We start from the raw sequence: 19,333 nt of genomic DNA, 5'->3' as shown, positions 1-19,333 counted from the left end.
CCAATTTGCCGTCGGCGCAAGCTAATTTGCTGCGAAAATCATCCAAAACAGCAAATCTGTCGTATTCTGTGGCGAAGATCGTTCAGATCATTCCTCGGCACGCCGTTTCGCGGCTGGCCGCCGTCGGCCGAGGGGGGAACGGAGAATGGGAAGATGACCACCGCGGAACTGGACGAGGGCCTCGTCCGAGCCCTCCAGCAGGACGGCCGTGTCTCGTTCAGCGACCTCGCGCGTCAGCTCGGGGTGAGCCGGGCCGTGGTCGGTGCCCGCGTCAGCGAGCTCACGGAAAGCGGCCACCTCCGCATCGTCGCCGCCGTCCACCCGCGCGTCCTCGGCCTCAATGCCCTCGCGCACCTCTCGATCACGGTGTCGCGCCCCGCCGGCGAGGTCGCCGAGCAGCTCAAGGACCTGGACGGCTGCGTCTTCGTGTCCCTCACGTCGGGCGCCGCGGGAATCGTGGCGGAGTTTCGCCACCCGGGAATGCCCGATCTCTACGCGCAGATCGACGCGGTGCGCGCCGTGCCCGGGGTCGAGCGCGTCGACGTCCTCCTCTACCGCGACATCGCGAAAAGCCTCTTCCTGAGCGCCGAGCCGCCCACACCCGGGATCGAGCTCGACGAGACCGACCTCGATCTCATGACCGTCCTCCAGCGCGACGGCCGCATCGGCTTCGAGGCGCTCGGGCGGGAGATCGGCCTCTCGACGAGTGCCGCTCGCACGAGGGTCCTGCGGCTGCTTGGCGCGAGGGTCATGCAGATCGGCGCGATCCGCACGCGAAAGGGGGACACGCCGTCGTTCGCCGTCGGCTTCGGCGTGCGCACCCGCGGCCCCGCGGACGAGGCCGTCGCGTTCTTCGCCACGACGCAAGGCGTCGAGTTCGTCACGACCTGCTTCGGCCGCTTCGACCTCGTCGCGACCGTCGGCGTCACGACGCCCGCCGAAGCGCTCCGGCTCATGGACGACGCGCGGGCCCTCGCCTCGGTCGCGTCCGTCGAGTCGTGGGTGCACCTCGCCATCGTGCAGGAGCGCTACGAGCGGCCGCTTGAGGCGATGCCACGCGGGCCCAAGCCCTGAGGGCGACGGCCGCATCACAGCACCTTCGAGAGGAAGGACTTCGTCCGCTCGTGCTGCGGGTTGATCAGGACGTCGGAGGGCAGCCCCTGCTCGACGATGACGCCGTCGTCCATGAAGACGACGACGTCCGCGACCTCGCGCGCGAAGCCCATCTCGTGCGTCACGACGATCATCGTCATGCCCGACGCGGCGAGCTGCTTCATGACGTCGAGCACCTCGCCTACGAGTTCGGGGTCGAGCGCCGAGGTTGGCTCGTCGAACAGCATGAGGTCCGGCTTCATCGAGAGGCCGCGAGCGATCGCGACGCGCTGCTGCTGCCCGCCGGAGAGCTGCGAGGGGTAGTTGCCCTCCTTGCCCGCGAGCCCCACCTTGCGCAGGAGCTCGAGGGCCTCCGCCTCGGCCCGGGCCTTGGGGGTCTTGAGGAGCTTGATGGGGCCGAACATGACGTTCTCGAGCGCCGTCATGTGCCCGAACAGGTTGAAGCTCTGGAACACCATGCCGATCGTCGAACGGCGCCGGTCGATCTCAGCCTCGGACGCCTCGACGAGCCGGTCGCCGTGCACGTCGTAGCCGATCATGCGGTTGTTGACGAGGATTGCGCCCGAGGTCGTGACTTCGAGGTGGTTCACGCAGCGTAGGAGCGTCGACTTGCCGGAGCCGGACGGGCCGATGAGGCACACGACCTGACGCGGCTCGACCGCGAAGTCGATCCCCTTGAGCACCTCGACGGTTCCGAAGCTCTTGTGCACGTTGAGGAATTCGACCGCGGCCATCAGCGGGCCTCCTTTCCGGTCACGCGGGCGGCGCCCTTCGAGTAGCGCCGCTCGAGGCGGGCCTGGAAGAGGCTCAGGACGGTCGTGAGGACCACGTACCAGATGCTCGCGACGATGAGGAGTGGGATCTGGCGCAGGTTCTGGGCGTAGATCTGCTGCGCGTTGTAGAGCAGGTCGCCAACGCCGATGACGATCACGAGCGACGTCGTCTTGAGCATCGAGATCACGTTGTTCCCGATGGGCGGGATGATGACCTTCATCGCCTGCGGGATCACGACGTACCACAGCGTGCGCAGCCGGCTGAAGCCCATCGCGCGGCTCGCCTCGGTCTGCCCTGCGGGAACGCTCAGGAGGCCCGCGCGGACGATCTCGGCCGTGTAGGCGGCTTCGTTGAGCCCGAGGCCGAGGATCGCGGCGGTCATGAGCGAGATGAGGTCGTTCGTGTTCCATTCGACGAGGTTGAGGCCCGTGAACGGGACGCCGATGCCGATTTTCGGGAACAGCGCGGCCGAGAAGCCCCAGAAGAGGAGCTGCACGAGCAGCGGGGTGCCGCGGAAGAACCAGATGTAGGCGCTCGCGACCCCAGAGATGATGCGGTTGTCATTCATCCGCATGACGGCGAGGACCATGCCGACGGCGAAGCCGATCGCCTCGGCGACGACCGTGAGCTCGAGCGTCATCGCGAGGCCCGCGAGGATGCGCGTGTCGAAGAGATACTTGCCGACCGTTGGCCAGCCGAACCCCGGGTTCGTCACGAGCGTCACGGCCGCGATCGCGAGCACGACGACGAGGACGACGATGGCGACCGCCTGCCCGGGCCGGCGCCGCTTGAGCACGGGCCGGCCTGACATCGCGAGGAAGTCGACCCGTTCGTGGGTCGCGGCTTCGGTCGATTCCATCGTGGGAACGCGGCTCATGATGCCGCGGGGTTCACGGCGGCCGAGGTGACCTTGGAGGAGCCGAGGTTCCACGCGCCCATGATCTTCCCGTAGGTCCCGTCCGCGATGAGCGAATCGATGGCGGCCTTGAACGCCTTCGCGAGCGCCGTGTCTTCCTTGTGGACGATGACGGCCTCGGGGGCCGTGTCGACAAGGATGCTGTCGACCTGGGAGAAGAGGTCGGGCTGGAGCTGGCTGTAGTACGCGACGAGCGCATTGTCGGCGGCCATCGCGGCCGCCCGGCCCGTCTGCACGGCCTGGTTGACGTTGTCCTGCTGCGGGAGGATCAGTTCCGTGATCTGCGGCTTGCCCGCGTCCGAGCACTGCTTCTGGAACGTCGGGAGGTCGGTGAGGGCCTGCGTCGTCCCGGTCTGCGCCGCGACGGTCTTGCCGCACAGGTCAGTGACCTGCGCGACCTTGTCCGGGTTGCCGTGCTTGACCATGATCGCGGTGCCGGCGTTCTGGTAGCTCACCATGTTCACCTGCTGCTCGCGGTCGGCTGTGACCGAGAAGGCAGCCCACGAGGCGTCGTAGCGGCGCGCCTGGATGCCGGCGATGATGCCGTTGAAGTCGCCCTTGTTGAAGTTGACCTTGAGGCCCATCTTGTTCGCGGCGGCCACCGCGAGATCGGGCTCGAGGCCCACGATGTTGCCCTGGTCGTCGGTGAAGTCGATCGGCGCGTACGTCGGGTCGGTGACGAGCTGGAGCGTGCCCTTCGACTTGAACGCGTCCGGGACGAGGGCCTGCACGGCCGGGTCGGCCTTGACGGCGCCGGCCGCGGCCCGCCCGCCTGCGCCAACGCCCGTGGGGGCGCTTGCCGAGCCGCTCGGCGCGTTGCCGCTGACTGCCGCGGGAGACTCGGTGTTCGTGCAGGCGGCGGTGCCTGCGACGAGCGCGACGGCGGTGAGGGCGAAGAGGGTCTTGCGGGCCAGCGCTTTCATGGGGGCCTTCCAGAATGATGTTGATAACTTCAATAAGTGCAACTTATTCTTTGTGTGGCGGAGGCCACTGTCAAGAGGCGTCCGCTAGGTTGCTAGAAAGCGAAGCTTCGCGTGCAGAACTGACGAGAGGAGGGCTCGGATGGGAACGACTGTCCGGAGGCGTACCAACGCCGTCACGGAAGAGGCCATCGCCGAGCGTCGCGCCGAGATCCTGCGGCACACGGCCACCGTGATCGTGGCCTCCGGCGTGGCGGGCTGCTCGTTCGCCGCCGTGTCGGAGGCGAGCGGGTTCAGCATCGGGATGATCCAGCACTACTTCCGCACGCGGGACCGTCTTGTCGACGCCTGCATCGATCAGCGCGTCGCTGAGTCCGAGGGGGAGTGGCGCGCGATCTCCGAACAGGGCGGAAGCCCCGCCGAGCGGCTCAGCGCCCTCCTCGACTACGCGGTCGTGGGGGAGAAGGACTTCGCCGACGCGTGGGGCTTCTGGCTCGAGCTCTACGCCGCGGCACGGCTCGACGAGAGCCTGCGAGAGAAGGTCAACGAACGCCTGATCTTCTGGCACCGGATGTTCCACGACACGATCTCCGAGGCCATCGACTCGGGCGCCGCGAAGCCCCGGCGCCCTGTCGACGAACTCGCCCACGCCCTCCTCGCCCTCTCCGACGGCCTCGCGATGCAGGCCGTCAACGCGACGTACGGCATGACCGAGCGGCGTATGCACGAACTCCTCCACCGCTTCGCGGCCGATGAGCTAGGCATCGACCTCGGCGCCTAGCCGCGCCTCCACCTGCCCACCCACCCGCAAGGACCCCCATGACGACAACTCTCGACTTCCCCCTGTTCGCCGCCCGCGCGGAGGGCTACCGGCCTTCACCCGTCCGGGACTTCTGGGCCGTTTCGATGCAGCCCGGGGTCATCTCCCTCGCGGGCGGCAACCCCGATCTCTCGGTCCTCCCTCTCGGCGAGCTCGGCGACGTTGCCGCGCGCCTCGTCGCGACGCGCGGCCTCGACGCGCTCCAGTATGGAGCCGGCAAGGGCACGGACGGGGCGAGGGCCGCCGTCGTCCGCGTCATGGACGCGGAAGGCATCGCCGTCGACCCCGATTCGATCCAGATCACCGCAGGCTCGCAGATGGCCCTCGAACTCGTCGTCAAGCTCTTGTGCGATCCGGGGGACGTGGTCCTCGCCGAGGGCCCGAGCTACGTTGGCGCGATCGGGGTGTTCGCGGGGCTCGAGGCGAGCGTCGTACACGTGCCGATGGACGACGGCGGGCTGCGGCCCGACGCGCTCGAGGCCACCATCGCGCAGGTCCGGTCCGAGGGCCGGCGGATCAAGGCGCTGTACACCATCCCGAACTTCCACAATCCCACTGGCATCACGCTCGCGGCCGATCGCCGCCCCGAGATCGTGCGGATCTGCGCCGACGCCGGGATCGCGATCATCGAGGACAACCCCTACGGCCTCCTCGCGTTCGACGGCGTGACCCTCCCGAGCCTCCACGACCTCGACCCCGAGAACGTCTTCTACCTCGGCTCGTTCTCGAAGATCGTCGCGCCGGGACTCCGCGTCGGCTGGGCCGCCGTGCCGCGCTCCGCGCGTCGCCGGCTCCAGCTCGCCGCCGAGGCGACGACGATCTGCGCGTCGGTCCTGAGCCAGATGATCATCGAGGAGTACGTGACGCGGCACGACTGGCTCGGAGTCCTGGACCGCGCCCGTGCCCTGTACCTCGCGCGCTCGCAGGCCGTCCAGGACGCTCTCGTGGCCCACGCCCCCGCGGGCACACAGTGGTCCGTGCCGCGCGGCGGCTTCTTCACGTGGCTCACCCTGCCCGAGGGCGCGTCCGCCAGCCACGTCCTCGATGCCGCGATCGAGAATCGCGTCGTGTTCGTGCCCGGGACGGCGTTCTTCGCGGACGGCCAGGGGCAGGGCAACCTGCGCGTCGCGTTCTCGCTCGAGAACGAGGCGACCCTCGCGGAAGGCGTGGCCCGGCTCGGCGCGGCGATCGCCACGGCGTGACGCCTCCAGCCCCCCGGGGGATGCGCTCCGCCGCGGAACTGTGCACAGTGGAACCATGCAGGAGCAGCACATGCGGTTTCTCGCCGCGATGTCCAACGGCCGGGCGAGGGAGCGCTTCGCCCAGATCGCGCTCGGCCATCACGACGGCGTCCCCGCCGACCCGGCCGCGGATCGCCTCCTCGATTCCGCCGGAGTGATCGAAGAGCTTCCCGGCGGCCGGGTCCGCGTCGACGAAGCCGCGTTGAGGGCGCTGCTCGACCATGCCCGAGCAGCCTTGCCGCCGAAGCCCGAGCCCAAGCTCGAACAGCTCCCGCGGCATCTGGGGCAGCGGCTCGTGGCCCTGTCCGGCCTCGCAGAACGCATCATCGCGACCGACGAGAGGGTGTCGGAGCCCGAGCTCAACGCGCGTCTGGGCGAGTTCGTGACCGACGTGCCGCGCGTCCGCCGGGCGATGGTCGACGACGGCGTCCTGGCCCGCGAGCGCGACGGCAGCTCCTATTGGCGCTCAGCCCTATCCGCAGATGGGTCCGAGGGCACACCATGAGGTGATGGCTCGCGGCCACCGCCCACGGGCGTTCGATCGGGAGGTGCTCATGTCGATGAAAGGCACAAACAGCACGTCGAAAGGCTCGGGCCGAGCCGGGGTCGAGCCCAAACGCGCCGAGCCCTCCGGTGCGCCGACCGGCGTCGACCGCCCCGAGCTCGTGCGGAACATCGTGCTCGTCGGGCGCTCAGGAGCGGGCAAGACGATGCTGCTCGAGGCCCTTCTCGCCTCGACCGGGGCGATCACGCGCATGGGCTCGATCGCGGACGGCACGACGGTCGGCGACGCGGATCCCGTCGCGGTCCACCAGCAGCGGTCGGTCGCTCTCTCGGTTGCGCCCATCGTCGTCGGCGAGGTCAAGGTGAACCTCTTCGACACCCCGGGCTACGTGGACTTCGTGGGCGAGCTGCGCGCGGGCCTCCGGGCGGCGGACGGCGCGCTCTTCGTCGTCTCGGCGGTCGACGGCGTCGACGCGGCGACGATCGCGCTGTGGGGCGAGTGCGAGCGCGTGGGGATGCCCCGCGCCGTCGTCATCAGCCGCCTCGACCACCCTCGCGCTCACTACGACGCAGTCCTGGCGGAATGCCGCGCAGCGTTCGGCGAGTCGGTGCTCCCGCTGTCCGTGCCCGTCGAGAGCGACGGCGCGGTCATCGGGGTGCTGAACCTCCTGTCCGGGGAGGTCTCCGACTACTCCGACGGGGCCTTCCAGCCCGTGCTCCGCCCCGGCGGCGAGGACCAGCTCGAGCGCTTCGCCCTCGCGCGCGGCGAGCTCATGGAAGGCATCATCGCCGAGAGCGAGGACGAGACGCTCATGGACCGCTACCTCGGAGGGGACGACATCGCTCTCGACGCGATCGTGGATGACCTCGAGACGGCCGTCGCCCGTGGCACGTTCTTCCCCGTGCTTGCGACCGCGGCGACCACGGCGATCGGCACGGCCGAGCTCCTCGACTTGCTCGTGCGCGGCTTCCCGTCCCCGGCCGAGCACGCCGTGCCATCCGTGACCGATCTCGACGGGAAGCCGGCCCGTCAACTCACGTGCGATCCGGCCGGCCCCCTCGTGGGCGAGGTCGTGCGCACCACGGTGGACCCGTTCCTCGGGCGCGTGTGCCTCGTCCGGCTCTTCTCGGGGACGCTGAGCGAGGACACGCCCGTGCACGTGGGTGGCCACGGCCTCGCCGACCGCGGCCACCCGGACCACGACAGCGACGAGCGGGTCGGCCACCTGTACGCGCCGTTCGGGGCGAGCCTGCGGGCCGTGCCGCGGGTCGTCGCCGGGGACATCTGCGCCCTCGCGAAGCTCGCCTCCGCCGAGACGGGCGATACCGTGTCGGCCCGGGACACGCCGCTCCTCATCAATCCGTGGGACATGCCCGAGCCCCTTATGCCGGTCGCGATCGAGGCCGCGTCCCACGGAGACGAGGACGCCCTCGCGAAGAGCCTCGCGAAGGTTGCCGCGGGGGACCCGACGCTCCGCGTCGAGCGCAATCCCGAGACACATCAGCTCATCCTGTGGTGCATGGGGGAGGCCCACGCGGACGTCGTGCTCGACAGGCTGCGGGACCAAGGCGTCAAACTTCAGACGGTCGACGTCGTCACGCCCCTCCGCGAGACGTTCGCCGCCCCCGCGGCGGGCCACGGGCGCTACGTCAAGCAATCCGGCGGCCATGGCCAGTACGCGATCTGCGATATCGAGGTCGAGCCCCTCGAGAGGGGAGCGGGGTTCGAGTTCGTCGACCGGATCGTCGGGGGCGTCATCCCCGGTCCGTTCGTCGTGTCAGTCGAAAAGGGCGTGCGCTCGCAGATGCTGAAGGGCGTCTCCGCGGGCTTCCCCGTCGTCGACATCCGGGTGACGCTCATCGGCGGGAAGACGCACAGCGTCGACTCCTCGGACGCGGCGTTCCAGGCGGCCGGCGCGCTCGCGCTCCGCGAGGCCGCCGCGGCGGCGAAGATCCAACTGCTCGAGCCCGTGTCCTCCGTGACGATCAGCGTCCCGGACGACTACGTCGGCTCCGTCATGAGCGATCTTTCGGCGCGGCGCGGGCGGCTCACGGGCACGACGTCGTCGGGCGGCGAGACCACCGAGATCAGCGCGGAAGTGCCCGACGCCGAACTCCTCCGCTACGCCGTCGAGCTCCGCGCGCTGACGGCAGGCACGGGTCGCTTCCGCCGCGAGTACCTCCGGCACGAGCCTGCCGTCCGCGCGGGGTGACGGGCCCAGGTAGATCTGGGCGCGCTCGCTACACGGCCGGCCGGACGACGTCGATGCCGAGTTCGAGGGCCGCGTCGCCGAGCCGGATGTCGTACGTTGCGATGGCGTCGACATCGAGCGCTACCGCCGCGGCGAGGTGGAGCGCATCCAACGACCGGAGGGAGGCTCCCGGGAGGAGTCCTGCCTGCCGGAATAGGGACGCCGGCATCTCGTAGAGGTCGACTCCCTCGAGGAATGTCGAGACGAGGTCCTGGTGGATGGACGGATCGCGCTGGGCGGCGCGCCGCATCTCGGTCTCGAGCAGCCGGCATGCGACGAGCACGGCCTCGGCTGAATCGATGGACTCCGCGAGGGCAGCCGACTCTCGTTCCTCCACGATGAGCTTGAGAGCAGCGGATGTGTCCATGTACCAAGCCGGCATGGACTCAGCGCTCCTCGCGCAGTTCGTCGAGAGTGGTCTGAGTCGGCACGGGGCTCGTGACCCGCGGCAGGTCCGTGAAGCGGAGCCGTCGTTTCGCGGGGCGGCTCAAGGGAAGGCCGGGGTTCTTTTCCGAAGGCAGCGCTGGGCGCAGGACGGCGACGCTCACGCCGTTCTTGGTCACGAGGAAGGACTCGCCTTGTTCGACGGCGCGGATCACCTCGGCGTTGTCGTTGCGAAGCTCTCGCTGCGTGATAGTTCGCATCTGCCCAGCGTAGCACCCGTGTAGCACCATGGGATCGCGAAGCCGCGCAAAAAGCCCCTCCCTGACCCGTCGTGAAGCGGGTCCCGGGGGCCTCCGAGCCTGTCCCCAAAATCTGGGAGAGTCTCGGTAGCCTTGTCAAGCTGCCCTAGCCGAGCCTCAGCGGAAGGCTAGGTGTGGAGGTTGCGCGTGATCTCTGTGAGCTCCTCGCGGGAAATGGCACCGGTCTTGCGGAGCGCGTTGGAGATGTGGCTCTCTACCGTGCGTACGCTCAGTTTCAGCTGTGCCGCGATGTCCTGGTTGCCGAACGCTGAAGCCAGAAGAGCGACCTCCTTCTCGCGCTCGGTGAGGGGGCCTGCTTTCCGGGCTCCTGGCTCGAAGACGATGTATGTGCCCTCGGAGGGGATTCGGGGGGTCAAGGTATTCGCCGCGCGCCCGATAGCTGCGGCTGTGGAATAGTCTCCCGCGGAGCGGAAGCGACTGCTGGCGCCGCGCAGGAGCATCGAAATCTGGTAGGCGTCTCCGTCTGGGGCATAGCCGGCGAGCAGTTGTTCCAGCCGTCTGATGTCGGCGTCGAGAGCGGCTTGTGCGACGGCGAGAAGCTGGGAGTGAGCGGCGTTTGCGCACGCTCCCAGCTTCTCGCGGAGCCGTGCCAAGATCTTGGGGCCAGGGAGCAGGCAGAGCAGGAAGAGGCCGCTCTGGACGGCTTCGAGAATGTACCCGTGATCGAGGGCGGTGTCGAGGATTTGGACTGCGGCGGTGTCGAAGTCGTCGGCGGTGTGCGGGGGCCTGGCTGCGAGATCGTAGGCGCCCCGGCCTGTTGCTGGCAGCGGGCCGACTTCGGGGATTCCTTCGGCTGCGCGTTCGGCGAGGGGACGTAACCCCGCGTTGTCTCGGAGTGAGGAGAGGCGAAGCATGGCGTTGTACAGGGATCCGACGAGGAACCCTGGTCGGCGCAGGGCGAAGGCCCAGCCCATGAGGTATTCGGCTTCGTCGAACAGTCCCCGGTAGAGCAGGGCGAGGGTTGCGACATAGGTGCTCGTGACGAGACTGAGCTGGTCGACTCGCTGTAGGGCGTCTTTCCGACGCTCGAGCGCGTAGCTCAGTGCGTCGTCGACCCGGCCCGAGGCGAAGAGCGCGAGCCCGCGGATGAGCGGTTCGAAGCGGGGAAGGATTCCGGACTCCGGAACGGACTCGATGGCGGCGAGTGCTCTGTCGGGGTTGAACCGGTACAGCTCGAGAATGCCCTTGACGAGGGGCACGACGCCGGCGGCGGGATCTGCTCCGGTGAGGCCGTCCAGCAGCGAATCGAGGTCTGCTGGCATGCCGCTGTAGCTTGCCTGAAGGAACAGGGTCCAGGCCCGGGCCTCGACGGCGCGTTCGGGGACGGTCCGCGCCAGGTCCGACATGATCTTCGTGGCATGGTCGAGATCTTCGGCTTCGAGGGCGGTCCACAGAGCTTGGGTGATGGCGAAGAACAGTGCATCGTCCGGGTCGCCTCCCTGGAGGCTGGTCAGGGAGAAGATGTCTGCGACGCGGTCGCGGTCGGTTGGTGCGCCCCAGCAGACCTTCAGGAATGCGACAGCGTTGGGCAGGCTCGGATGTGCGGCCCAGCGTTGGTAATGCAGCTGTTCGAGGGCCTCGAGGGTGCGATGGAAGCGCCGGGCCGAGGCCGTGTGGTTGCCTGCGAGTTCGGCCCTGAGTTCCTCGAGAGCCGACTTCCGGACGCGGTTCTGCGTGAGGATCCCGACGCCCACTACCGGAGGGTCGCCGCCGGAGCCGCTGCTGAGAATCCGACGCGTAGCGCGCGCGTGGTCCCGGAGGTAGTCCTCCAGGACGGGAGGGAATACCGAGACGAGCGGGCCTCCGTCAGGGCCGGGCAACGCTACGACCAGCCCACGCTGCTCAAGGCCGTCGAGGAACTCGACCCCGAGGGACTCGACGAGAGTATCAACCGGGCTATCCCCCTTCAGAGCCATCGAGGTGAGCGCCCGGAGTTCATCGTTCCCGAGCCCGTCGAGGTAGGTCTCGACCGTGCTCTTGAGGTGTTCGTTCATGAGGGTTTCCCCGCTCATGTGCCAGCGATCCTCACGTAAGACGATCCTCCTGCTGAGCATCCCGGTCTCGATGATCCTGACGGCAAGGCGGAGATTGCCGCCAGACTTGGTGTGGATTCGGGCAATGAGATCGGCATCCGCTGGGCCGCCCAGGATCTGCGCTGCGAGCAAGGTCACTTGCTCATAACGCAGCGCAGCGATGGGAACGGTTGCGGAGGCCCTGAGTGCCAAGGGATCTGGCGTCCCGGGCCGAAGGGGTGAATTGGCTGTTGTCGTGATGAGTGGAACGTGCGTTCGGAGCAGGACGCTGTCGAGCACGGAGAGAGACTCAGGATCGAGGCATTCCAGATTGTCCACGACCAAGGCATGGTCCCCCGGCCTCGAGGTCCGCTCGGCAAGGAGGCTGGCGAACCCAACGACCCCGGAGGGGCGTGGCTGGAGGTCCGGCCCCATCTGGAGGATCCCGGCAAAGGGGACCGTCCGAAGGGACGGAGTCGCGAAGATGCTCTGGACCTCGAACCCTGCCTTGTCGAGCTCAACGGCGATCTGGCGGGCGAGGGTGGTTCTGCCGCTGCCCGCAGGGCCAGTGATCCTCACGTTCAGGCCTTGGGCCACATAATCCAAGACACGGCTGACTTCATGGTCGAACAACGCCGTTAACCTCCAAGGTGCGAATGGTCCACCAGGGAGCCGCCGCAGAAGTGGACCACGTGATCTGAGCCGCTGATCAGGCTCGCCCCCTCTCCTGAGAGGACCGGTATTCGCGTTCGTGACGGCATTCCTGTCGACGGAATACGGGTTTGGCGGCTCCTGTCCCCGGGCAGGGGGATGCGCGACGGCTGCCGCGGATCGAGTCCCACAAGGCAGCGGACGTGGGAGTCCGGCGTCGCGTTCGGTCCGGAACACTGATCCGGTGGTCCTCGGGGCCCGCTCAGCACGGATGAGGGCCTCATCTCGCCCTCGAATGTTGGCCCGCCTGTACGGAACTTTCTCACCACCGCCCTGAGAGGGCACATTTGCGCCCTACGCTCGGGTCTCGGACGGCCCAGAGCGCCTGACTGTGGGAATCCCCAGCTCCCGCAGACAGGTCGAGCTCCCGTAACGCGGGAGGCCTGCAGGCCCGGCCCAGGACGCCACCCATGTCCTGGGATCTCGGGCCGCGGCAATCAGCGTGTGCGTGCTTGTCGGCGTCCGCATCCGAAGTCAGAGGCCCCGGAACGGCATCGTGTCGATTCCGAAGAGTTGGGGGGATCAATGCCGACCAGGCGCGAGACCTTGCCGTTTGCGATCCTGTCAGCAGCGCGGACGGTGCTCGGCAGGTTCAGGAGAGCTGGGGGATTCCAGCGCCCAGTCGCCGCGATCATGGCGGCTTCCCTGATCGTCGCGTTGCTTGTCGCGTTCCAGGCCGCAGCAAGCGCCCCTGCGGCGAATGCGGGCGGGTCGGGCGGGAGTGTCACCTCGGCCGATGGGCGGATCACGGCGACGAAGGCTGCCAGCACCTACAGCCTTCCGCTCGGCGGCGGGCAAATCACCTACACCTACACGGTCACGAATAATACGACGGCGCCTGAATACTTTGTGAGCGCGACTGACGACAAGTGCGGCACGCCGTCGAGCAGCCAGCTGAGCTATGACTTTATTCGGGCCAGGTACTACATCCCCGGCGGCGCCACCGTCACCTTCACGTGCGCGCAGACGGTCACGGTCACCACGACCAACACGGCGACCTTCGCCTTCAACACCGACTGCAGCTGGTGGGCTGGCTGCGCGGGTGCCCAGTCTCAAGTCGCTGCCAAGGCCACGGTCGATGTCGCGACCCCTTCTAACTACACGTGCGATGCGATCTGGTACGGATCGGTCGCTGCAGGCGCCACCCCGGGCAGCATCGGAACAGTGCTCCCTACCCTGCAGAATGTAGCGACCCTATCCCCGCCGGGCCAGACCGGCTCGTACGCGAGCACCTCTGCCATCGCCATGAACCCGAAAGACCCCGGGTACGTCTACTACACCGCCCGATCCGGCAACACGTTCTTGTCGAATCTCTACCGGGTGAACCTGACCACGGGCGTCCAAGAGCAGGTGGCCTCGGGCATCTCCGCGTTCCAGACCAACCGGCTGGGCTTCGATGCGTCCGGCACCCTGTGGACTTTCTCCAACGATGGCAACTTCTACTCGTGGACCCCCACGGGCGGGATCTCGACCGCTAAGACTGCTTCGTTCCCTGACGGGAACGGTGGCACGATCAATCCCACAACGCTGACATCGGGCGACATCGCCTTCGATGGCCTCGGCAACATGTGGGCGCTCGTCTCCACCGGTTCAGGCGGCAGCATCACCACCCCCACGACCTACCTCTACACGATCTCGGCCGCACAGCTGGCCACGGCCACCCCGCAGGCGACCCTCGTCGGCGTCATGACTTCCCCGGGCGGGAACAAGTTCTACAACGGCCTGGCCTTCGACACGAACGGCACCCTCTACGCGACGACGAACGACGGAACCAACTCGAACCTGTACACCGTCAACAAGGACACAGGCACGACGACCCTGGCCACCACGTTCAGCAGCGCGACCTACGGCAACGCCGCCGACCTGGCTTCCTGCGCCCTGCCCAAGCCGCAGCTTGTCGCGAGCAAGACCGTCTCGCCGCCCGGTCCCGTGACCGTGGGCACCACCTTGACCTACACGATCACCGTCAAGAACATCGGCAGCCTCTCCGCTACAGGTGCCACCTTCCAAGACTCGATCCCCGTTGGGTCGACTTACGTTCCTGGCTCGACGAAGCTCAACGGCACTGCCGTGGCCGATTCGAGCGGTGCGATGCCGTACACCACCGCCCAACCGGTCAACGGCAGCACCACGAGCTTCAGGGGCGTCATCCCTGCCGGCGACACCGCAACAATCACCTTCCAGGTTGTGGTCAACTCCTCAGCACTGGCCGCCGGCGAGGTGCGCAACCAAGGCACAGTCGTCTTCGTCGGCTCGCCCCCGATCCCTACCGACGATCCAACCAAGCCTGGCAGCACAGACCCGACGGTGACCCCGATTGCCGCCCCCAACCTGGTGGCCTCCAAGAGCGTGGATCCGGCGGCCGGGACCATGGTCCAGCCGGGACAGGTCCTCACGTACTCGCTGACCTTCGACAACACCACCGGTACCGCCCCGGCCACGGTAAGTTACACCGACTGGCTGGGGAACGTCCTGGACGACACGTCCCTCGTGGCCAACTCCATCACCACGACCAGCACCAGCGGGACCGCCCTGGTGGTGGCCAACAACGCCACCGCGAGTCCGCCCACTCTGGGGATCACCGGCACCGTGGCTGCGGGCGCGAAGAGTGTCGTGACCTATCAGGTGAAAGTCAACGACGCCGTCAAGCTTGGCAACGCCTCGATCGAGAATTACCTGACACCCTCAACCACCACAACCCCGCCGACAAGCTGTCCTGCGGGCAGCACCACCTGCACGGTCAACCCCGTGGGCTCATGGACGCTCGGAAAGACGGCTTCCCCGCCCTCCGGGACTGCGATCAACCCGGGTGACCCCAGCGCAAGCAGGGTGATCACCTACACCGTGACCGCCACCAATTCCACCGTGAATCCCGTCACCGGGGTCATCCTCACCGATGACCTGAGCCAGGTCCTCAACAACGCCACCTTCACCGCCGGTTCGGCGAAGCTCACCATCAACGGCGGTACATCCGTCGCGGTTCCGGATCCTGGTGCCGACAACAGGCTGGTCTCACCTTCATTCACTCTCCCTGGCAACGGGACCGCGGTTTTGACGTATTCGGTGACCGTCAACTCCAGTGCATGGCTGGCCACCCTGAGGAATGCGGCGACCGGCAATGCGGTCATCCCCCCGGCACGATGCGTCACGGGCAGCGCCGCACCCCTTGACCCGGCGTGTTCCACCACGAACCCCACCACCGGCCACCTGTTCGTTCAGAAGTCCGGACCCGGGCAAACCCAGGGATCCACAGCTCCGTTGGCCGGCGCGACGTTTGAGATCCACACCGACAACGCCGGTCAAATGAGCACCACGGTGGTCGGAGTGACCGGCGCCGTCTCCGGCTCCACCGGGTTGAGCGAGGTGCGCAACCTGCTCCCTGGAACGTACTGGCTGCTGGAGACGCAAGCGCCCAGCGGGTACTCCTTGCTGGCCACCCCGGTGAAGTTCACCGTCGCGGCCAACGGCACCATCACCCTGGATCCGGCGACCGCGGGCACCGGCGTGACCGTCAACGCCCTGACTATCACCGTCAAGGATGTGCCGGCCGTGAAACTTCCCTCCGCCGGCGGACCAGGCACTCTCGCCCTTTATGGGGCCGGCGTCCTGGGACTGCTGCTCCTCCTCGCTTCCCTCGCCGTCATCAACCGCCGGCGAGCGGAGAAAACCCCATGAAGCCCGGATTGCCGGGCGCAGCTTCATGCACAGACCTGGGGACCACTAATGAAAGGAACACGATGAAATCATCGAAGGTGAGACGAGGCATTCTGGCCTCGCTGGCCGCGATAGCCTCCGCAGGCATGCTTGCCTTCGGAATCGGGGGCGCCAACGCCGCGAATATTTCCAACATCGACCCGACCAAGACAGCTACGCTGTCCATCCACAAGTACCAGACGCCGGCAACGCCGACCAACCTGCCCAACAACGGAACAGCACTGACCCCGACCCAGCTCGCGGGCCTGACGCCCATGGCCGGTGTCACGTTCACGGTCCAGAAGGTCAACAACATCGACCTGACGACCAACGCGGGCTGGACCGCGGCCGCGGCCCTGACACCAGCCCAGGCCGCCGCGCAGGCGGCAACCCCCGGGGTCACGGCCACGACCGACGCGACGGGTGCGGCCACGCTGTCGAACCTTCCCCTGGGCCTGTACCTGGTCACTGAAACCGGCTACCCGGCCGGTGTGACCCCGGCTGCCCCGTTCTTGGTCACGCTCCCGATGACGGACCCGGTGAACGAGAACAATTGGATGTACAACGTCAACGTCTACCCCAAGAACGCGGTGACCGGGGCGACGAAGACCGTCACGGACGCTCCCGCTATCAAGCTCGGCGACCCGGTTCAGTGGACCATCACGGCAGACATCCCTAATGTGAACCCGATCGATGGCTACCGGATCGTGGATCAGCTCGACCCGAAACTGACCTACTCCAGCGCGACGGTAAAGCTGTCCAACAATGCCACGCTGACCCTGGGCACGGACTACACCATCGCGTTCAACACGGCCACGAACACCCTCACGGTCGACTTCACCGCCAGCGGCCGGGCGATCCTGGCCGCCAACCCCACGGCCAAGGTCGTGGTGACAGTGAACACCACGGTCAACACGGTCGGCCAGATCTCCAACACGGCCTTCGTCTACCCCAACGCGGCCAGCTTCGCCATCACCCCCGGACAGCCCAACGGTCCCGTGGTCACTCCGCCGGTGATCACCAAGTGGGGCGACATTGTCCTTCACAAGCAGGATTCCAAGACCTCCGCGGCCCTGGCCGGCGCCGTGTTCTCGGTGTACCCGACCCAGGCCGATGCCCTGGCCGGCACCAACGCGATCACCATCGCCGGTATCAGCTCCTGGACCACCGATGCCAGCGGCAACCTGGTCATCTCCGGCTTGCGTTACTCCAACTGGGCCAACGGGGCTGCCGTGAGCCCGGGCCAGCCCGGCTACCAGGCGTACTGGCTCGTGGAGACCCAGGCCCCGGCCGGCTACGAGCTCCTCGCCCAGCCGGTCCAGACCACGGTCACCAGCTCCGATCCGACAGTCGTCACCGTGACGGTCAACAACGTCCCGCACAACGCCGGATTCCAGTTGCCGCTCACCGGTGGCGCAGGAACCTGGGCCCTGACCGCCGGCGGCATCCTCGTCCTGGCAGGTGCAGGCCTCTTCATGGTCACAGGCCGCCGGAAGCGCAACGAGGCAGAGTAAGCATCCCTCGGTGACCTGCGTCCCTTGACGCAGGGTGTGGGGGCATCCACCGCTTGGTGGATGCCCCCACACCGCTCGCGTCCATCAAAGCAAGAGGCCCCAATGACCCAAACCCTCGAAGAATTCATGGAGGGTTCCGAACCTGGCCCGAATGACCTCACCCGGCGCCGCCTAACCCGCAGAGGAGCGGCTGGATGGAAGGGCCACTCCGGCCTTGCGGCTCGGAGACTTGCAGCGATGATGGTCATCGCGGCCATCGGGCTAGGCCTGGTCCTCTACCCCCAGGCAGCAGACTGGTTCAGCTCGATCTCCCACAACAGCCAGCTTTCCGGCTACGCCCAGGAAGTCGAACAGCTTGAACCTTCGGCCAGGACGAAAGTGTTGGACCGGGCGCGCGAATACAACTCCCGGATCCCCTCCGGACAGCTGCGGGACCCCTACTCCGCGCAAGCCCCCACCCCGGCCTTGGAAGGGCAGCTGCGGGACTACCAAAGCCAGTTGAACGTGGCCGACGACGAGGTGATCGGCAGACTCCGCTACCCCTCCCTGAACATCGACCTGCCGATCTACCACGGAACCAGCGACGACGTCCTGGCCAAGGGAGTCGGCCACCTCTACGGCTCCTCCCTGCCTGTCGGAGGCCCCGGAACGCACAGTGTCCTGACCTCACACTCGGGAATCCCCAACGCCGAACTCTTCAACCCCCTCCGCGGCGCCAAAACCGGCGACATCTTCTCCACCGAAGTCATGGACCGCACATTCTTGTACCGGGTGGACAAGATCGAGGTGGTCAAGCCGGACGACATCTCGTCCCTGAAAGTCACCCCCGGCGAGGATTCCATCACCTTGGTGACGTGCACCCCCATTGGAGTGAACTCGCACAGGCTCCTGGTCCACGCCTCACGGATCGCGGACATTCCCAAGGACTCGCCGGAACAGAAGACTCTGGCGGGACGCCAAACCAACATTGGATTCCCATTCTGGGCGGCGTACCTCATCGGCGGCCTGCTGGCCTTCTACCTGGCTTCCCTTGCCTGGAACCGTCGACGCCGATGATCCCGTCGGACCGTGCGCCGTGTGGCGTATTCACTGGGCGCTCGGCGGCCCGCAAAGGATCAGGGAGTGCAGTGCAGACTGCGAGGTCTCCTCGGCCCCAGAAGCTCTGCGCTGGCTGCCCCGCCACGGGCGTGCCCCAGCTCGTCGCGGACGGCGAGGGGCCCCAGCGACGTCGGCTCGTGGGTCGCCGTCGGCCCGACCCTATAAGGAGTGTGAGAGAGCGTGATCAGAAAGCTGCTTGTTGCTGCGGGCGAGCTGCTCGTGACAGCAGGGCTGCTTTTGGTCCTGTTCTTCGTGTGGGAGTTCGGCTGGGTGGGCTGGACCGCGGGAGCGGCGCAGGACGCGCAGGCCGGTCGGCTGTCGCAGGAGTTCGAGGCTCGGCGCCCGGAAACATCGGCACCGGGCACCATCCCGGTGCTCGAGGAGAAGCTCAAGCATGGAGAGCTGTTCGGTGTCATCAGGATCCCGCGCCTCGGGGGAACATGGGCGAAGCCCATTGGCGAAGGGGTGGGGCTCGACGTCCTCCTCCACAACGTCGGCCACTACGAAGGCACCGCGCTTCCCGGGCAGGTGGGGAACGCGTCCTTCGCGGGGCACCGCTCCGGGGCGGGGAACCCGCTCATCGACATCGACGCGATCCAGCCCGGGGACGCGATGGTCATCGAGACGAAGGACGGCTGGTACATGTACAAGGCCCAAGGGCACGAGATCGTCCGGCCGACCCAGGTCGACGTGGTCGCGCCGGTTCCGGACCATCCGGGGCAAACTCCAACGCAGCGCTGGCTCACTCTCACGTCATGCAATCCGCGCTGGGGATCGACCGACCGGTACATCGTGCACGCGCTGTTCGACCGCTTTGTCCCTCGGGCGAGCGGCGAACCGGCCGAGATCAAGGGAGGCCGGTGATGTACGCGACGCTGTGGCGGATTCTGCCCGGGGCGCCGCTCGCGAAGGCGATTCAATGCGTGCTGCTGCTGCTCGCCGTCGTCGTCCTGCTGTTTGCGTGGGTCTTTCCGGCGGTCGCGCAGCTCGTGGCTCCCCAGAACGCTACCGTTGCGACGACCCCTGCTGGCCCTCCCTAGCCCGAGGCCACGCCATCAGTT

16 protein-coding genes are annotated in these 19,333 nt (G+C 67.4%); 10 read left to right on the top strand and 6 right to left on the bottom strand.

Features of this window, described 5'->3' with window-relative positions; genetic code table 11:
• Positions 1–153 precede the first annotated feature (153 nt).
• The gene (locus RBS12_RS16285) at positions 154–1,074 is read left to right on the top strand and encodes an Lrp/AsnC family transcriptional regulator (RefSeq protein ID WP_307967182.1); all 921 of its coding nucleotides are present in this window, start codon (positions 154–156) and stop codon (positions 1,072–1,074) included.
• Positions 1,075–1,088: 14 nt separating this feature from the next.
• Here the strand turns inward: RBS12_RS16285 and RBS12_RS16280 are convergent, their stop codons facing one another.
• From RBS12_RS16280 to RBS12_RS16270, 3 genes are read right to left on the bottom strand one after another with little or no spacing between them, the layout of a single operon-like run.
• On the bottom strand, positions 1,089–1,850 hold the full coding sequence (locus RBS12_RS16280) for an amino acid ABC transporter ATP-binding protein (RefSeq protein ID WP_373886545.1): 762 nt from the start codon (positions 1,848–1,850) through the stop codon (positions 1,089–1,091).
• Positions 1,847–2,818, bottom strand: a complete 972-nt coding sequence (locus tag RBS12_RS16275) for an amino acid ABC transporter permease (protein WP_307967180.1) — start codon at positions 2,816–2,818, stop codon at positions 1,847–1,849. The genes RBS12_RS16280 and RBS12_RS16275 overlap by 4 nt, the downstream gene beginning before the upstream one ends.
• Complete coding sequence (locus RBS12_RS16270; protein ID WP_307967179.1) at positions 2,761–3,726, bottom strand: ABC transporter substrate-binding protein; 966 nt, start codon at positions 3,724–3,726, stop codon at positions 2,761–2,763. Before RBS12_RS16270 ends, RBS12_RS16275 begins: the two co-directional genes overlap by 58 nt.
• Positions 3,727–3,865: 139 nt before the next feature.
• Here RBS12_RS16270 and RBS12_RS16265 point away from each other — a divergent pair, with 139 nt between their 5' ends.
• The 4 genes from RBS12_RS16265 to RBS12_RS16250 are packed head-to-tail and all read left to right on the top strand — an operon-like array spanning position 3,866 to position 8,501.
• Positions 3,866–4,504, top strand: a complete 639-nt coding sequence (locus RBS12_RS16265) for a TetR family transcriptional regulator C-terminal domain-containing protein (protein ID WP_307967178.1) — start codon at positions 3,866–3,868, stop codon at positions 4,502–4,504.
• A gap of 38 nt (positions 4,505–4,542) precedes the next feature.
• Positions 4,543–5,745: a PLP-dependent aminotransferase family protein gene (locus RBS12_RS16260; protein WP_307967177.1), complete on the top strand. Its 1,203-nt coding sequence runs from the start codon at positions 4,543–4,545 to the stop codon at positions 5,743–5,745.
• A gap of 55 nt (positions 5,746–5,800) precedes the next feature.
• Positions 5,801–6,289, top strand: a complete 489-nt coding sequence (locus tag RBS12_RS16255; protein ID WP_307967176.1) for a DUF2087 domain-containing protein — start codon at positions 5,801–5,803, stop codon at positions 6,287–6,289.
• A gap of 49 nt (positions 6,290–6,338) precedes the next feature.
• Positions 6,339–8,501 carry an elongation factor G-like protein EF-G2 gene (locus RBS12_RS16250; RefSeq protein WP_307967216.1) on the top strand — a complete coding sequence of 721 codons (2,163 nt, stop codon included), beginning with the start codon at positions 6,339–6,341 and terminating at the stop codon, positions 8,499–8,501.
• Positions 8,502–8,529: 28 nt separating this feature from the next.
• Here RBS12_RS16250 and RBS12_RS16245 read toward each other — a convergent pair whose 3' ends face one another.
• The 3 genes from RBS12_RS16245 to RBS12_RS16235 all read right to left on the bottom strand — a co-directional run bounded on the left by RBS12_RS16245 (position 8,530) and on the right by RBS12_RS16235 (position 11,835).
• Positions 8,530–8,907: a PIN domain-containing protein gene (locus tag RBS12_RS16245; RefSeq protein WP_307967175.1), complete on the bottom strand. Its 378-nt coding sequence runs from the start codon at positions 8,905–8,907 to the stop codon at positions 8,530–8,532.
• A 19-nt stretch (positions 8,908–8,926) separates the two neighbouring features.
• Complete coding sequence (locus tag RBS12_RS16240) at positions 8,927–9,184, bottom strand: type II toxin-antitoxin system prevent-host-death family antitoxin (protein ID WP_307967174.1); 258 nt, start codon at positions 9,182–9,184, stop codon at positions 8,927–8,929.
• Positions 9,185–9,351: 167 nt separating this feature from the next.
• Positions 9,352–11,835, bottom strand: a complete 2,484-nt coding sequence (locus RBS12_RS16235; protein WP_307967173.1) for a LuxR C-terminal-related transcriptional regulator — start codon at positions 11,833–11,835, stop codon at positions 9,352–9,354.
• Between the two features lie 657 nt (positions 11,836–12,492).
• Here RBS12_RS16235 and RBS12_RS16230 point away from each other — a divergent pair.
• The 5 genes from RBS12_RS16230 (at position 12,493) to RBS12_RS16210 (ending at position 19,312) form a co-directional block, all read left to right on the top strand.
• The gene (locus RBS12_RS16230) at positions 12,493–15,642 is read left to right on the top strand and encodes a SpaA isopeptide-forming pilin-related protein (protein ID WP_307967172.1); all 3,150 of its coding nucleotides are present in this window, start codon (positions 12,493–12,495) and stop codon (positions 15,640–15,642) included.
• A 62-nt stretch (positions 15,643–15,704) separates the two neighbouring features.
• Complete coding sequence (locus RBS12_RS16225; RefSeq protein WP_307967171.1) at positions 15,705–17,174, top strand: SpaH/EbpB family LPXTG-anchored major pilin; 1,470 nt, start codon at positions 15,705–15,707, stop codon at positions 17,172–17,174.
• A 237-nt stretch (positions 17,175–17,411) separates the two neighbouring features.
• Positions 17,412–18,230 carry a class C sortase gene (locus tag RBS12_RS16220; RefSeq protein ID WP_307967170.1) on the top strand — a complete coding sequence of 273 codons (819 nt, stop codon included), beginning with the start codon at positions 17,412–17,414 and terminating at the stop codon, positions 18,228–18,230.
• Positions 18,231–18,452: 222 nt separating this feature from the next.
• The gene (locus RBS12_RS16215) at positions 18,453–19,136 is read left to right on the top strand and encodes a class E sortase (protein WP_307967169.1); all 684 of its coding nucleotides are present in this window, start codon (positions 18,453–18,455) and stop codon (positions 19,134–19,136) included.
• Complete coding sequence (locus tag RBS12_RS16210; RefSeq protein ID WP_307967218.1) at positions 19,133–19,312, top strand: hypothetical protein; 180 nt, start codon at positions 19,133–19,135, stop codon at positions 19,310–19,312. The genes RBS12_RS16215 and RBS12_RS16210 overlap by 4 nt, the downstream gene beginning before the upstream one ends.
• Positions 19,313–19,333 lie beyond the last annotated feature (21 nt).

Origin of the sequence: Sinomonas sp. ASV322, from assembly GCF_030908245.1 — a bacterium.
In the GTDB taxonomy this organism is placed as follows: domain Bacteria; phylum Actinomycetota; class Actinomycetes; order Actinomycetales; family Micrococcaceae; genus Sinomonas.
This window is presented reverse-complemented; position numbering and strand designations above follow the sequence as displayed.